The following is a 17639-nucleotide window of genomic DNA, read 5'->3' as shown; positions in this document are numbered from 1 at the left end:
AGGCAGGACGTGACCGACGACGACCGCATGCGGCGGCTGCTGAACAAGGTGACGGTGGAACTGCGCCAGGCGCGGGCCCAGCTCGCCGCGCGGCCCGAGGACCCGGGTCGGGAACCCGTCGCCATCGTCGCCGCCAGCTGCCGCTACCCCGGCGGGGCCGACAGCCCCGAGGCGCTGTGGGACCTCGTCGCCCAGGGACGGGACGCCACCGGGGACTTCCCCACCGACCGGCACTGGGACATCGAGGGCCTGCACGCCGAGGACCCGGGGACGCGCGGGGGCATCACCACCCGGCGGGGCGGGTTCCTGGCCGACGTCGCCGGCTTCGACGCGGACCTGTTCGGCATCTCCCCCCGGGAGGCGCTGGCGATGGACCCGCAACAGCGGCTCCTGCTGGAACTGACCTGGGAGGCCCTGGAACGGGCCGGCATCGCCCCCGACGGCCTGCGCGGCGAACGGGTCGGCGTCTACACCGGCATCAGCGCCACCGAGTACGGCGCCCGCCACGCCGGGGTGCCCCACGACCTGGAGGGGCACCTGGGCACGGGGAAGGCCGGCAGCGTCGTCTCCGGACGGCTGTCCTTCGCCTACGGGTTCGAAGGGCCCTCGCTGACCGTCGACACCGCCTGCTCCTCCTCCCTGGTGGCCCTGCACCTCGCGACCCGCGCCCTCCGGGCCGGCGAATGCCGGCTGGCCGTCGCCGCCGGGGTCGCCGTCATCGCCGAACCGGCGGTCTTCGTGGAGTTCTCCCGGCAGCGCGGCCTCGCCCCGGACGGCCGCTGCAAGGCGTTCTCCGCCGCCGCCGACGGCGCCGGGTTCAGCGAAGGGGCCGGCGTCCTGCTGCTCGCCCCCCTGTCGGAGGCCCGCCGCGCCGGGCTGCCCGTCCTCGGCCTCGTCCGGGGGAGCGCGGTCAACTCCGACGGCGCCTCCAGCGGGCTCACCACCCCCAACGGACCCGCCCAACAGCGGGTCATCCGCGCCGCCCTCGCCGACGCCGGCCTCCGACCCTCCGACGTGGACCTCGTGGAGGCCCACGGCACCGGCACCCGCCTGGGCGACCCGATCGAGGCGCGGGCGCTGCTGGCGACCTACGGGCAGGACCGGGACACCCCGGTGTGGCTCGGCTCGGTCAAGTCCAACCTCGGCCACGCCCAGGGCGCGGCCGGGATGGCCGGCGTCATCAAGGCGCTCGGCGCCCTCCGGCACGGCGCACTGCCCCGCACCCTGCACGCCGACACCCCGACCCCCGAGGTCGACTGGACCGCCGGCCGGGTCGAACTGCTCACCCAGGCCCGGCCCTGGCCCGCCGGCCCCGGGCCGCGCCGCGCCGCCGTGTCCGGGTTCGGCATGAGCGGCACCAACGCCCACGTCGTCCTCGAAGCGGCCCCCGAACCCGAACCCCAACCCGAACCCGAGCCCGCACCCGTGTCCCCGCCCGTGGTCGCCACCGGCGACCCCACCGGTGGACCCACCCCGCCCGCCGTGCCCTGGCTGCTGTCAGCCCCCAACCCCCCGGCCCTGCTCGCCCAGGCGAGGACCCTGGCGGACTTCCTCACCGCCCACCCCGAGCTCCGCCCGGCCGACGTCGGCCTGACCCTGGCCACCCGCCGCGCGCTGCTCCCGCACCGCGTCGTCGTCACCGGTGGGCTCGACGAACTGCGGTCCCTGCCGGCGGACGCCGGGGAGCACGGCCACGGCGGCGGTATCGCCTTCACCTTCACCGGGCAGGGCGCGCAGCACCCCGGCATGGGACGCGAGCTGCGCGCCGCCCACCCCCGCTACGCCGAGGCCTTCGACGAGGTCTGCGCCGAACTGGACCGCCATCTGGGGGCGGCCACCCCGCTGGCCGACCTGGTGCTCACCGGTGCCGACGACGGCCGGCTCGACGACACCGGCCACGCCCAGGCGGCGCTGTTCGCCGTCGAGGTCGCCCTCTTCCGGCTGCTGGAGTCCTGGGGCGTCCGTCCCGACGTCCTGATCGGGCACTCGGTCGGCGAACTCGCCGCCGCCCACGTCGCCGGGGCGTGGGACCTGCCCGACGCCTGCCGCGTCGTGGCCGCCAGGGCCCGCCTCATGGCGGCGCTGCCCCCCGGCGGGGCGATGGTCGCCGTCGCCGCCCCCGAGGCCGAGGTGTCGGTGGAGGTGGCGGGCACCGCCGTCAGCGTCGCCGCCGTCAACGGCCCCGCCTCCGTGGTGATCTCCGGTGAGGCCACCGAGGTGCGGGCCCTCGCCGCCCGCTGGGCGGGGCGCGGCACCAGGACACGGGAACTGCGGGTGTCCCACGCGTTCCACTCGGCGCTCGTGGAACCGGTCCTCGACGAGTTCCGCGCCGTCGTCGCCGGCACCACGGCCCGCGAACCGTCGATCCCGGTGCTGTCCAACCGCACCGCCGCCCCCCTCACCGCCGACCAGGTGGCCTCCCCCGACTACTGGGCCGACCACGCGCGGGGAACCGTGCGCTTCGCCGACTGCGTCGCCGCCGCCGAACGAGGAGGGACCACCACCTTCGTGGAACTGGGACCGGGCGGCGTGCTCTCCGCGATGGTCACCGACACCCTCCGCCGCCCCGGTGGCGCCGCCATCGCCCTGCTGCGCCACGACACCCCCGAGACCCGGTCGGTGGCGGCCGGAGTCGGCCGGCTCGTCACCCGGGGCCACGACGTCACCCTGACCCCGCTGTTCACCGACCTCGGCGCCACCCCGGTCGAGCTGCCCACCTACTCCTTCCAGCACACCCCGTACTGGCTCGGTGCCCCCGCCGCCGCCACCGGGGCCGCCGCGCTCGGACAGGACACCACCGGTCACCCCCTGGCCGGCGCGGCCGTCGACCTGCCCGACGGGGGTGTCCTGCTCACCGGACGGCTCTCCCGGGCCGACCAGCCCTGGCTCGCCGACCACCGGGTCCTGGACCGGGTGCTGGTCCCCGGCACCGCCCTGGTCGACCTCGCCGTCCGCGCGGGCGACGAGCTCGGCGCCAGCACGCTGGAGGAGTTCGTCGTCCACCGCCCACTGGAACTGCCCGACCGAGGCGCCGTCCGGATCCGCGTGGTCGCCACCCCCGGTGAGCCGGCCACCGTGTCCGTGCTGGCCCGCCCCGACCACCCCGGCGGCACCTGGACCGAACACGCCAGCGGAACCCTCACCGACGGCCACGCCGAACCCGACCCGCTCACCGACTGGCCCCCCAGCGGCGGGCGGGCCCTGTCCACCGGCGACGTCTACACCAGCCTGCGCGCCGTCGGCGTCGACTACGGCCCCGGTTTCCGCGGGCTGCGCGCGGCCTGGCGCCGGGACGACGTGGTGTTCGCCGAGGTCACCCTGCCCGCCCCGGCGGAACCCGACGGTTTCGCGGTGCACCCCGCGTTGCTCGACGCCGCCCTGCACACCCTGCGGCTCACCGGGTTCCTGCCCGCCGACGCGGCCTTCGTGCCCTTCTCCTTCGCCGGGATGCGCGTCCACGCCACCGGCGCCCGCACCCTGCGGGTCCGCGTCACCCACCTGGGCGGGCAGGCGGTGCGCCTCGTCCTCGCCGACGCCGGGGGCGCGCCCGTCGCCGAGATCGCCGCGCTGACCGTGCGCAGGCTGGGCGGCGACCCCACCACCCGGGACCCCGCCGTGCTCGACCACCTGCTCCGCCCCGGCTGGACCCCGACCAGCGGGACCGAGGAGGACCCCGCCCGGTGGGCGCCGCTGGGGGAGGACCGGTTCGGCCTCGGACCGGGCGAGGGCACCGACGCCCAGGTGCGGATCTGGTCACCCCCGACCGGGGACGTGCGGACCGCCACCACCGCCGCCCTCACCACCCTGCGGGACTGGCTGGCCACCGACGACGGGACCCGCCTGCTCGTGCTCACCACCGGCGCGGTGTCCACGGCACCGGGCGAGGACGTCCCCGACCTGGCCGCAGCCGCCGTCCACGGCCTCGTCCGCTCCGCCCAGTCCGAACACCCCGGCCGGCTCGTCCTCGTCGACGTCGACACCACCACCGCCACCACCCGGGACCTCCCCGCCGCGCTGCGCCGCGCCCTCGCCACCGGAGAACCCCAGATCGCCGTGCGGGAGGGCCGGCCGCTGGCCGCCCGGCTCACCCGGTTCACCTCCGACGGGGTCCTCGCGCCGCCACCGGGGGAGCCGGCGTGGCGGCTGGGCACCAGCGGCACCGGCACCGTGGAGAACCTGCGGATCGACCCCTGCCCCGACGTGCTCGACACCCCGCTCCCGGCCGGGCGGGTCCGCATCGACGTCCGGGCCGCCGGCGTGAACTTCCGCGACGTCTTCACCATCCTCGGGTTGTTCCCCAGCGTCACGGGCCTGTTGGGCGGCGAGGCCGCCGGCGTCGTCCGCGAGGTCGGCCCCGGGGTCACCGACCTCCGCCCCGGCGACCCGGTCACCGGCCTGGTGTTCGGCGGGTTCGGGCCCGTCGCCGTCGCCGACCGCCGCCTGCTCACCCGGTTCCCCGACGGGTGGACCTTCGAGCAGGCCGCCGGGATGCCCCTGGTGTTCCTCACCGCCTACCACGCCCTGGTCGACCTCGCCGACCTCGCCCCGGGGGAGTCGGTGCTGGTCCACGCCGCCGCCGGCGGTGTCGGCATGGCCGCCACCCAACTCGCCCACCACCTCGGCGCCACCGTCCACGGCACCGCGCACCCCCGCAAATGGGATGCCCTGCGGGGGAACGGGATCGCCGAGGAGCGCATCGCCTCCTCCCGCACCCTCGAGTTCGAGGACGCCTTCGCCGACGGGGTCGACGTCGTCCTCAACTCGCTGTCCGGCGAGTTCGTCGACGCCTCCCTGCGGCTGCTGCGCCCCGGCGGCCGGTTCCTGGAGATGGGCAAGGTCGACATCCGCGACGACGCCACCATCGCCCGGGACCACCCCGGCGTCCGCTACCGGGACTTCGACGTCCTCGACGCCGGCCCCGACCACATCCAGCGGATGTTCACCGCGTTGCTCGACCTCTTCGACCGGGGGGCGCTCGCCCCGCTGCCGGTGACCACCTGGGACGTCCACCGGGCGCGGGAGGCGTTCCGGCACGTCCGCGAGGGCCACCACACCGGCAAGGTGGTGCTCACCCTGCCCCGGCGTCCCGACCCGGACGGCACCGTCCTCGTCACCGGGGGGACCGGGGACCTCGGTGGGCTCCTGGCCCGCCACCTGGTCGACGCCCACGGGGTGCGGCACCTGCTGCTGCTCTCCCGCCGGGGCCCCGACGCCCCCGGCGCCGCCGCCCTCACCGAGGACCTCACCTCGGCCGGCGCCCGGGTCCGCGTCCTGGCCTGCGACGTCGGCGACCGGGACGCCCTCGCCGAGGCGATCGCCTCCGTGCCCGCCGCCCACCCCCTCACCGGCGTCGTCCACACCGCGGCGGTCGTCGACGACGCCGTGATCGGCTCCCTCACCCCGGACCAGCTCGACCGGGTGCTGCGGCCCAAGGCCGACGCGGCGCTGCACCTGCACGAACTGACCAGCGACCTCGCGCTGTTCGCGCTGTTCTCCTCCGCCGCCGGGGTCCTCGGCGGGCCCGGCCAGGGCAACTACGCCGCCGCCAACGCCGTCCTCGACGGGCTGGCCGCCCACCGCCACGCCCACGGACTGCCCGCCACCTCCCTGGCCTGGGGGCTGTGGGAACAGGACAGGGGAATCACCGCCGGGTTGAGTGCCACCGACCGGGCCAGGATGCGCCGCGACGGGCTGCTCCCACTGGGCCGGTCCGAGGGCCTGGACCTGTTCGACCACGCCGTCACCACCGCCGAACCCCGGTGCCTGCCCCTGCGCCTGGACCTGGCGACCGTGGCCGGCCGCCCGGTGCCCCCGCCGCTGGCCCGCCTGGTGCGGCCCACCCGGCGGGCCGCGTCCGAAGGGGACACCGCCCCGGCGGCCCTCGCCGACCGCCTCGCGGCACTCCCGACCGCCCGGGCCGGCGCCGCCGTGCTGGACGTGGTGCGGGAACACACCGCGAGCGTCCTCGGGCACGGGGAGACCACCGACATCCGACCCGACCAGGGCTTCGGCGACCTGGGATTCGACTCGCTGACCGCCGTCGAACTCCGCAACCGGCTGGTGCGGGCCACCGGTGTCCGCCTCACCGCGACCGCCGTCTTCGACCACCCGACACCCGAGGCGCTGGCCGACCACCTGCTCGACACCCTGCGGCCACCCACGGCCGACCCGGGCACCGACCCGGGCACCGCGACGCCACCGACCGAGGACGCCGAGTCCGAACTGGACTCCCTCGACCCGGACGAACTGATCCGCCGGGCCCTGGCCGGCGCCGGCGACTGACCCGCCTGGCGGAGTGCGCCGGCAATGCCCCCGGGGTGGACGCGTGCCATTGGTCCACCCCCCCACCCCGACCTAGCGTGCTGCTGGACGGCTCGACCCCTGCGGAGGAGACGCGGAATGGCGGAGGCTGACGAGCGGCTCGTCGAAGCGCTGCGGGCGTCGCTCAAGGAGAACGAGCGCCTGACCCGCCGGGTGCGCGAGAGGGACGAGACCGAGGCGGAGCCCATCGCCATCATCGGCGCCGCCTGCCGCTTCCCCGGCGGCGTCGACTCCCCCGAGGACCTGTGGCGGCTGCTGGCCGAGGGCCGCGACGTCGCCGGGCCCTTCCCCACCGACCGGGGATGGGACCTCGACCACCTCTTCGACAGCGACCCGGCCGCCTCCGGCCGCACCTACGTGGACCGGGGCGGGTTCCTCGCCGACGCCGCCCTGTTCGACGCCGCCCTCTTCGACATCTCACCCCGCGAGGCGCTGGCCATGGACCCCCAACAACGGGTCCTGCTGGAAACCGCGTGGCGCGCCGTCGAACACGCCCGCATCGACCCCCGGTCGCTGCGCGGCACCCCCACCGGGGTGTTCGTCGGCGTGTCCGGGCAGGACTACGACCGCGACGCCCGCCACGGGGTCCCCGAGGTCGAGGGCTACCTGCTCGCCGGGAACACCACCAGCGTCGCCTCCGGGCGCCTGGCCTACACGCTCGGCCTCGAAGGCCCCGCCCTCTCGGTCGACACCGCCTGCTCCTCCTCCCTGGTCGCCCTGCACCTGGCCGCCCGGTCCCTGCGGTCGGGGGAGAGCCGCCTCGCCCTCGTCGGCGGCGCCACCGTCCTCACCTCCCCGCACCTCTTCGTCGAGTTCGCCAGGCAACGCGGCCTCGCCCCCGACGGGCGCTGCAAGTCCTTCGCCGACGCCGCCGACGGCACCGCCTGGTCCGAGGGCGCCGGGCTGCTGCTCGTGGAACGGCTCTCCGACGCGCTCCGCCACGGCCGCCGCATCCTCGCCGTGGTCCGTGCCACCGCCGTGAACTCCGACGGCGCGTCCCACGGGCTGACCGCCCCCAACGGGCCGGCCCAACAGCGCATGATCCGCACCGCGTTGGCCGCCGCCGGGCTGGAACCCGCCGACGTCGACGCGGTCGAGGCCCACGGCACCGGTACCGCCCTCGGCGACCCGATCGAGGCGCAGGCCTTGCTCGCGACCTACGGGCAGCGGCGGGACACCCCGCTGCTGCTGGGGTCGGTCAAGTCGAACCTCGGCCACACCCAGGCCGCCGCCGGCGTCGCCGGCGTCCTGAGGACCGCCCTGGCCCTGGGCCGGGGCGTGCTGCCCCGCACCCTCCACGTCGACCGGCCCACCAGCCACGTCGACTGGACCTCCGGCGCGGTCACCCTCACCACCGAGGACACCCCGTGGCCCGAGCACGACCGGCCCCGGCGGGCCGCCGTGTCCTCCTTCGGGATCAGCGGCACCAACGCCCACGTCATCCTCGAACAGGCGCCGCCCCCGCCACCGAACGCGGCACCCGGCCGGGTGCGCGGCCCGCTCACACCCCTGGTGCTCTCGGCCCGCACCCCCGAGGCGGTGCCGGTCCAGGCACGGAACATCGCCGAGGTGCTGCGCGACGGCGCCCAGCCCGCCGACCTCGGCCACTCGTTGGCCACCACCCGCGCCAGCCTCGACCACCGGGCGGTGGTGCTCGGGAGGGACCGCGCCGACCTGCTGGCCGGCCTCGCCGAGGTCACCGCCCCCCGCCCCACCCGCCCCGGGCGGCTGGCGGTCCTCTTCGGCGGGCAGGGCACCCAACGGCCCGGCCTGGGCCGGCGGCTCCACGCCGCCTACCCGGCCTTCGCCGCCGCCCTCGACGAGGTCTGCGCCGCCCTGGAACCGGAGCTCGGGTTCCCCGTCCGCGACCTCGTCCTCGGCGAGACCAGCCCCGCCGACGCCGCGCGCCTCGACCGCACCGGCCACGCCCAGCCCGCGTTGTTCGCGGTGGAGGCCGCCCTGCACGCGGTGGTGTCCTCGTGGGGGGTCCGGGCGGAGGTGGTGGCCGGTCATTCCGTGGGGGAGTTGACGGCCGCCTACGTGGCGGGGGTGTGGGACCTGCCCGACGCCTGCCGGGTGGTGGCGGCCCGGGCCCGGCTGATGGACGCCCTGCCCGACGGCGGCGCGATGGCCGCCCTCAACACCGACCGCGGAACCGCCGAGGCGCTGCGCGTCGACGGGGTGGAGATCGCCGCCGTCAACGGCCCCGAGGCCGTGGTGGTCTCCGGCCCGGCGCACGCGGTCGACGCCGCCGTCCGCACCGCCGCCGCGCGCGGCATCCGCGCGACCCGGCTCCGGGTCTCCCACGCCTTCCACTCCGCGCTGGTGGAACCAGCGCTGGCGGACCTCCGCGCCGCCCTCGACGGCGTCACCTTCCACGAACCGGGCCTCACCGGGCTGTCCAACGTGACCGGAGGGACCGCCGAACGGTGGACCGACCCCGACTACTGGGTCGAGCACGCCCGGGCCACCGTCCTGTTCGGTGACCTGGTCGCCGCCCTGCCCGGCCTCGGCGTCACCGCCGTGCTCGAACTCGGGGCGGACTCCACCCTCACCGGCCTCACCGGTCTCGTCCTCGGCGACGCGGTCCCGGCCGTCCCCGCGCTCCGCCGGGACCACGACGAGGCCGAATCCCTGCTCCGCGCGCTGGCCGACCTGCACGTCGCCGGGGTCCCGGTGGCCTGGCGGGAGTTCTTCGAGGACGCCAGGACGCTCGACCTGCCCGGCTACCCGTTCCACCGGCGCCACTACTGGCTCACCGCCCCCGGGCCGCGCGCCGACGGCACGGGTCTGGGCGTCCGCGCCGCCGGGCACCCCCTGCTCGGCGGTGTCGTCGACGTCCCCGGCTCGGACGAGGTGCTGTTCACCGGGCGGTTGTGCCCCGACACGCCGCCGTGGCTGGCCGACCACCGGGTGCTGGGCCGGACCGTGGTGCCCGGCGCGGCCCTGGTCGACCTGGCCCTGCGGGTGGGCGACGAGGTCGGCCACCCCCAGGTGACCGAACTGACCAGCCTCGCCCCGCTGGTGCTCGACGGTCCCCTCGTGCTGCGGGTCGTGGTGGCACCGGCCGACGCGACCGGTGACCGGCCCTTCACGGTGCACGCGCGCCCCGAGTCGGGCGACGAGTGGACCCGGCACGCCACCGGCACCCTCGGCGTCGCCGGCCCCCCGCCGACCCCCGCGCCCCCGCCGGCGGCGCCGGACCCGGTCGACACCGCCGCGCTCTACGCGGAACTCGCGGAACGCGGCCTGGACTACGGGCCGAGCTTCCAGGGCCTGCGGGCGGCGCGCCGCGACGGGACCACCGTCCACGCCTCGGTCGAGGTCCCCGGCCCCGCCGAGGGCTTCGGGCCGCACCCCGCCGTCCTCGACTCCACCCTGCACGCCCTGCACCCCTCCGGGCTGCTGCCCGACCACGACGGCGCGCCCCTGGTCCCGTACTCGTGGCGCGGGGTGCGCGCGCACCACCCGGGCACCACGGCCGCGCGGGCCACGATCACCCGGCTCGACGACTCCTCGGTGTCGCTCCTGCTCACCGACGGCACCGACCGCCCGCTGCTCACCGTCGACCGCCTCACCCTCCGCCCCGCCACCCCACCGCCCGCCGCCACCTCGGGCGGTCACCTCCACGCCACGGACTGGGTGGAGGTCGCGCCAACCTCCACCGCGCCCGCCGCCGCCACCGAGTGGGCACCCAGCGGCGACGCCGCCGAGGAGCTGCCGACGCTCCTCGACCTCCTCGACCGGCCGGACCGCGTCGTGGTGCGCACCCGGGGCGCCGTGGACCTCGGGGACGAACCGGTCGTGCCCGAGGCGGCGGGCCTGTGGGGGCTGGTGCGCTCCGCCCAGGCCGAACACCCCGGCCGGCTGGTCCTCCTCGACGCCGACGACAGCGCCGAGGCGGTGCGCCTCGCCCTGGCCACCGGGGAACCGCAGGTGGCGGTCCGCGACGGCCGGGTGTTCGCCCCGCGCCTCACCCCGGTCGCCGAGGACACCGCCGGCCGGCGGTCCCCGACGGCCCACGGCACGGTGCTGGTGACCGGGGGAACCGGGGGAGTCGGCTCCCACGTCGTCCGCCACCTCGTCCACCAGTGGGGCGCCACCCGGGTGGTCGTCGCGGCCCGCTCCGACACCGGGGTCGCCGACCTCGTCGCCGACTGCGGCGAGGCGGTCCGGTTCGTGCCCTGCGACGTGTCCAACCCCGACGAACTCGCCGGCCTGCTCGCCACCCTCGCCGACACCCTCGCCGGCGTCGTCCACGCCGCCGGCGTGCTCGACGACGGCGTGCTCACCTCCCTGACCCCCGACCGCCTGCGGCGGGTCGCCGCGCCCAAGGCCGGCGCCGCCCGCACGCTCGACCAGCTCACCCGGGACCTCGACCTGGACTTCCTCGTCGCCTTCACCTCGGCGGCGGGCGTGCTCGGCGCGCCGGGGCAGGCCGCCTACGCCGCCGCCAACGCCGAGGTCGACGCCCTGATGGCCCGGCGCCGCCGGCAGGGGCTGCCCGGGCAGACCGTGGCCTGGGGGTTGTGGGCGGACACCGGCATGGCCCGCACGCTGACCGCGTCCGAACGCCGCCGACTGGTCACCACCGGGTTCCCCCCGCTCGACCCGCCCCGCGCCCTCGAACTCCTCGACCTGGCGATGACCCGGGCCGAACCCTCCCTGGTCGCCCTCGACCTCGACCCGGGGCAGCTCGCCAGGCACCCCGACCCGCCGGCCCTGCTGACCGACCTGCTGCCCGCCGCCCGCCCCCGCACCGCCGAACCCCCGCCCCCGCCGTCCGACCCGCTCGCCCTGGTCCGCGCCCACCTGGCCGCCGTGCTGGGCCACGACGACCCCCGGCGGGTCGACGCCCACCGGGGTCTGCGGGAACTCGGCGTCGACTCCCTCGCCGCCGTCGAACTGCGCAACCGGCTCAGCGCCGCCACCGGCCGGCCCCTGCCCGCCACCCTCGCGTTCGACCACCCCACCGCCGAGCGGCTCGCCGCCTTCCTCGCCGCCGACGGGCACCCCGAGGAAACCCCGGCCGCCGCCCCCACGGCGGGCTCCTCGGACGACCCCATCGCGATCGTCGGCCTGGCCTGCCGCTACCCGGGCGGGGTGCGCGGCCCCGACGACCTGTGGGACCTGCTCACCGCCGAGGTCGACGCCATCGGCCCGTTCCCCACCGACCGGGGCTGGGACCTCCACCGCGTCCTCGGCTCCGACCCCACCCGGCCCGGCACCAGCTCGGTGGGCGAGGGCGGGTTCCTCGACGACGCGGCCCTGTTCGACGCCGGGCTGTTCGGGATCTCCCCCCGCGAGGCGATGGCGATGGACCCGCAGCAACGCCAGCTGCTGGAAACCTCCTGGGAGGCCCTCGAACACGCCGGCATCGACCCCCGGTCCGCGCGGGGCAGCCGGACCGGCGTCTTCACTGGCATCATGTACCACGACTACGGCCCCGGTTTCGCCGACGCTCCCCCCGAGGTGGAGGGCCTGCTCGGCGCCGGGACCACCGGCAGCGTCGCCTCCGGCCGGGTCGCCCACGTCCTCGGTTTGGAAGGGCCGGCCCTCACCGTCGACACCGCCTGCTCCTCCTCCCTGGTCGCCGTGCACCTGGCCGCCCGGTCGCTGCGCACCGGGGAGAGCACCCTGGCCCTGGCCGGGGGAGCCACCGTGATGAGCACCCCGGCCGCGTTCGTCGAGTTCTCCCGGCAGGGCGGGCTCGCCGCCGACGGCCGGTGCAAGTCCTTCTCCGAGGACGCCGACGGCACCGCCTGGTCGGAAGGCGTGGGCGTCCTCGTCCTCGAACGCCTCTCCGACGCCCGACGCCACGGCCGCCACGTCCTCGGCCTGCTGCGCGGTTCCGCCGTCAACCACGACGGGGCCGCCAGCGGGCTCACCGCCCCCAACGGCCCGGCCCAGCGGCGGGTCATCCGCGCCGCCCTCGCCGACGCCGGCCTGACCGCCCGCGACGTCGACGTCGTGGAGGCGCACGGCACCGGCACCGCCCTGGGCGACCCCATCGAGGCGCACGCCCTGCTGACCACCTACGGCGCCGACCGGGAGGCGCCGCTGCTGCTGGGAACGGTCAAGTCGAACCTCGGCCACACCCAGGCCGCCGCCGGCGTCGCCGGCGTCATCAAAGCGCTGCTGGCGATGCGGCACGGCACCGTGCCCCGCACCCTGCACGTCACCACCCCCACCTCGCGGGTCGACTGGTCCGCCGGCGCCGTGCGGCTGGCCACCGAGACGAGGCCGTGGCCCGACACCCCCGGGCCCCGCCGCGCCGCCGTCTCGTCGTTCGGCTTCAGCGGCACCAACGCCCACGTGGTCCTCGAGGCACCGCCGCCCACACCGGCCCGCGAGGAACCCGGGAGGACGGAGAACCCGGTCCCGCTCCTGCTGTCCGGGCGGACACCGTCGGCGCTGCGCGCCCAGGCGGCCCGGCTGGCCGAGCTCGTCGACACCCGCCCCGAGGTCCCGCTGGGCGCCCTGGCCCGGTCGCTGGCCCACACCCGGGCCCGGCTGGACCACCGCGCCGTCGTCCTGGCCGACGACCGGCCGGCCGCGTCGGCCGCGCTCGGCGCGCTCGCCCGAGGAGAAACGAACCCCCGACTCGTCTCAGGAGTGGTCCCGGTGCACCAGTTGGCTGTCGTGTTCGGCGGGCAGGGCTCGCAACGCATCGGGATGGGCCGGGAACTCCACGACCGGTTCCCCGTCTACGCCGACACCTTCGACCGGGTCTGCGCCGCCCTCGACGCCGAACTGGCCGCCGACCGCCCCCTGGCCGAGGTCGTGTTCGGTGCGGACGCCGACGCGCTGGACCGCACCGGCTGGGCGCAACCGGCGTTGTTCGCGGTGGAGGCCGCGCTGCACGCGCTGGTGTCCTCGTGGGGGGTCCGGGCGGAGGTGGTGGCCGGTCATTCCGTGGGGGAGTTGACGGCCGCCTACGTGGCGGGGGTGTGGGACCTGCCCGACGCCTGCCGGGTGGTGGCGGCCCGGGCCCGGCTGATGGACGCCCTACCCGACGGCGGGGCGATGGTCGCCGTGGCCGCCGGGCGCGGAGAGGTCGAGGAACTCCTGGTGCCCGGCGCCGGGGTCGGCGCCGTCAACGGCCCCACCTCGGTGGTCGTCTCCGGGGAGTCCGGCGCGGTGGCCACGGTCGCCGAGGCGGCCGAGGCCCGGGGACTGCGGACCAGGGCGCTGCGGGTGTCCCACGCCTTCCACTCGCACCTGGTGGAACCGGTGCTCGCCGACTTCGCCCGCGTGCTGCGGGAGGTGCGGTTCGCCGCCCCGACCCTGCCGGGGCTGTCCAACGTCACCGGCGGACCGGCCGACCGCTGGACCGACCCCGACTACTGGGTCGACCACGTGCGGGCCCCCGTCCTGTTCGCCGACGACCTCGCCGCGCTGGAGGCGTCGGGAGTGGACGCGGTGCTGGAACTGGGCGCCGACGCCACCCTCACCGGGCTGGCCGCGACGGTCCTCGCCGAGCCGGGGCGCGCCGTGGCCGCCCTGCGCCGGGACCGACCCGAGGCGGCGTCGCTGCTCGCGGCGGTCGGCGAACTGTACTGCGCCGGGGTCCCGGTGGAGTGGGACGACCTGTTCGGCGCCGGCGACTGGGTCGACCTGCCCACCTACCCGTTCGACCGGGAACGGTTCTGGCTCACCGGGACCTCCCGGCCCGCCGCCGACACCAGCGGGCTCGGTGTCACCGGCACCGACCACCCGCTGCTCGCCGCCGCCGTGGAGGTGCCCGGAACCGGCGCGGTGGTCCTCACCGGCGCCCTGTCCACCACGAGCCGGCCCTGGCTGGCCGACCACCGCGTCCTGGGGCAGGTCGTCGTCCCCGGCGCCGCCATCGTGGAGATGGCCGTCCGCGCCGGCGACGAGGTGGGCCGGGGCACCGTCGACGAACTGGTCACCACCGCGCCCCTCGTGCTCTCCGACCACGAACCCACCCAGCTGCGCCTCGTCGTGGCCCGGGAGAACGACCAGGGACACCGGCCGTTCACCCTGCACGCCCGCCTCGAGTCCGAGGGGGAGTGGCGGGTCCACGCCACCGGTGCCCTGTCGGCCGGCCCGGACCACGCGCCGGCCCCGGACGCCGACCTCGCCCGCCGCGCCCCCGTGTCGGCGGGGACCGACGGCGTGTACGAGACCTTCGCCGCCGCCGGCCTGGACTACGGCCCCGCCTTCCGGGGGCTGCGCGCCACCCGGCGCGACGGCGACCACGCCCTCGCCTCCGTGGAACTGCCCGAACCGGAACACGCCCCGGCCACCGCCTTCGGCGTGCACCCGGCCCTGCTCGACGCCGCCCTGCACGCCGTCGGCGCCGCCCAGCTGCTGCCCGCCGGGGACGGCGGCCCGCTGCTGCCCTACTCCTGGCGCGGGGTCACCCCGCACGCCTCGGGAGCGACCGCCGTCCGGGTGCGGGTCTCCCGGCTCAGCGACAACACCGTCTCCCTGCGCGCCGTCGACGCCGAGGGCGTCCCCGTCCTCACCGTCGACCGGCTGATGCTCCGCGCCGCCTCCCCCGAGGGTGTGCGCGCCGCCGCGGCCACCGGGGGCGCCCTGCACGAGGTGGCGTGGCGGGCGGTGGAACGCCCCACCGAGGGCACCGTCGGCTGGTCGTGGGACCGCGTCACCGGCGCCGACGCCCTCCGCGACCTCGACACCGCACCCGACGTCCTGTTCTGGGAGGCGGCCAGCGGCACCGGCCCGGTCACCGCCCTCGACCTCGTCCAGACGTTCCTCGCCGCCGACCGGTTCACCCGCACCCGGCTCGTCGTCCTCACCCGCGACGCGGTCACCGCCGACCCGGACGAGGGCCTGGCGGAGGCACCGGTGGACCCGGCCGCCGCCGGGGTGTGGGGGCTGCTGCGCTCGGCGCAGTCGGAGAACCCGGGGCGGATCCTGCTCGTCGACACCGACCGCCCCCTGTCGGTGAACGCCCCCGAGGTCCGGGGCGCGGTCGCCGCCGGCGAACCGCAGCTGGCGTTGCGTTCCGGTCGGCTCTGGGCACCGAGGATGCGCCCCGTCGACGGCGGGCTGTCCCTGCCGGGCACGCCGTGGACGGTTGGTACCGAACCCGGCGGCTCCCTCGACGGGGTCCGGGTGGACACCGCCCGCCGCGAGGCGCTGGGCCTCGGCGAGATCCGGGTGTCGGTGCGGGCGTCCGGGGTGAACTTCCGCGACGTCATGACCGTGCTCGGCATGTACCCGGGCGAACCCCTGCCGTTGGGCCTGGAGGCCGCCGGGGTCGTCACCGAGGTCGGACGCGGGGTGGACGGGTTCGCCGTGGGTGACCGGGTGATGGGCCTGTGCGAGGGCGGGTTCGCCTCCGAGGTGGTCGTCGACCACCGGATGTGGTCCCGGTTCCCGGGGTCGTGGTCGTTCGCGGAGGCGGCGACGGTGCCGGTGACGTTCCTGACCGCCTGGTACGGGTTGCGGGACCTGGGCCGGTTGGTCGAGGGGGAGTCGGTGTTGGTGCACTCGGCCGCCGGTGGGGTGGGGATGGCGGCGGTGCAGTTGGCCCGGGAGTGGGGTGCGGTGGTGTACGGGACGTGCGGGCCGGTGAAGCGGGGGTTCGTGGAGGCGTTGGGGGTGGCCCCGGAGCGGGTGGCGTCCTCGCGGGACACCGGGTTCGCGGAGCGGTTCGGGCGGGTGGACGTGGTGCTGAACTCGTTGGCGGGGGAGTTCGTCGACGCCTCAAGGGGGTTGTTGGGCGAGGGTGGTCGGTTCGTGGAGATGGGCAAGACCGACCTGCGGGACCCGGGGGAGTTCCCGGGGGTGGAGTACCGGTCGTTCGACCTGTTGGAGGCGGGTCCGGTGCGGATCCGGGAGATGTTCACCGAACTCCTCCCCCTGTTCGAGGACGGCTCCCTCACCCCCCTGCCCGTGTCCACCTGGGACATCCGCCGGTGCTCCGAGGCCCTGCGGTTCATGAGCCAGGCCCGGCACGTCGGCAAGATCGTCGTCACCGTGCCCAGGGCCTTCGACCCCGACGCCCCCGTCCTGGTCACCGGCGGCACCGGCGGGGTCGGCGCGCACCTCGTCCGCCACCTGGTCAGCGCGTGGGGCGCCCGGCACGTCGTCGTCGCCAGCCGCCGGGGCCTGGACGCCCCGGGAGCCGCCGACCTCGTCGCCGACCACGACGGCGCCGTCACCGTCACCGCCTGCGACGTCACCGACCAGGACTCGCTGACCGCGCTGCTGGGGGCCCACCCCGATCTGCAGGGCGTGGTGCACGCCGCCGGGACCGTCGACGACGGTGTCCTCGGCTCGCTCACCGCCGACCGCGTCCGAGCGCTGCTGGCGCCCAAGGCCGACGCGGCGGAGCTGCTCGACCAGGCCACCCGCACCCACGACCTGTCCTTCTTCGTCGGGTTCTCCTCCTCCGCCGGGGTCCTCGGAGCCCCCGGGCAGGCCGGCTACGCCTCGGCCAACGCCACCCTCGACGCCGTCGCCCTCCGCCGCCGGCAGCGGGGCCTGCCCGGCCAGTCCCTGGCCTGGGGCCTGTGGGCGGACACCGGCATGGCCGGCGACCTCACCGACACCGACCGCCGCCGCCTCGCCGAACAGGGCTTCCCGCCACTGACCGCCGACCAGGCGCTCGGACTGTTCGACCAGGCCACCCGGCGACCCGAGGCGCTGCTCGTCCCGCTGCGGGTCGACCCCCGCCGGCTCGGGGCCGCCGCCCCGCCGCTGCTGCGGGACCTGGCCGGACCGGTGCGCCGCACCGCCACCACCACCGCCCCCGCCCCCGACACCTCCACCCTGGTCCGGCAGCTGGCCGGGCTGTCCCCCGCCGAGGCGGCGGAACGGCTCACCGAACTCGCCGTCGACCGCGCCAGCGCCGTCCTCGGTCACGACGGCACCCGCCGGGTCCAGCCGGACGAGGCCTTCGCCGACCTCGGGTTCGACTCGCTCCTCGCCGTCGAGTTCCGCAACGGGCTCAACGCGGCCACCGGCCTCACCCTGCCCGCCACCGTCACCTTCGACCACCCCACACCCAGGGCCGTCGGCCGGGCGCTGCTGGCGGAACTGGACCTGGACGGCGTCCCGTCCACCTCCGCGCTCCTCGCCCAACTCGACCGGATCGACGCCGCCGTCGACGCGCTCGGCGCCGACGAGTCCGGCCGGGCCGCGCTCGCCGCGCGGCTGCACGCCCTCGCCGAGCGGCTCACCACCCCCGACACCGAGGCCGGGGCAGCCGGGGCCGTCGGCGTCGGAGACCGGATCGCCGACGCCTCCGCCGACGAACTCGCGGACCTCCTCAGCGAGGAGTTCGGCATCTCCTAGCGCGGCCCGCCCCAGAGACCAGCGAC

At 77.0% G+C, this 17639-nt stretch carries 1 protein-coding gene and 1 pseudogene; both read left to right on the top strand.

The features are described from left to right. The first annotated feature begins 9 nt into the window (after positions 1-9). Positions 10-6282 carry a type I polyketide synthase gene (locus C1701_RS00695; protein WP_103055314.1) on the top strand — a complete coding sequence of 2091 codons (6273 nt, stop codon included), beginning with the start codon at positions 10-12 and terminating at the stop codon, positions 6280-6282. A 141-nt stretch (positions 6283-6423) separates the two neighbouring features. Then, positions 6424-17613: pseudogene (locus tag C1701_RS00690) on the top strand (SDR family NAD(P)-dependent oxidoreductase); the annotation flags it as partial. Positions 17614-17639 lie beyond the last annotated feature (26 nt).

Source organism: Actinoalloteichus sp. AHMU CJ021 (assembly GCF_002895405.1).
Lineage (GTDB): Bacteria > Actinomycetota > Actinomycetes > Mycobacteriales > Pseudonocardiaceae > Actinoalloteichus_B > Actinoalloteichus_B caeruleus.
Note: the sequence above shows the minus strand (reverse complement) of the source record. Positions and strands in the feature narration are given on the sequence as shown.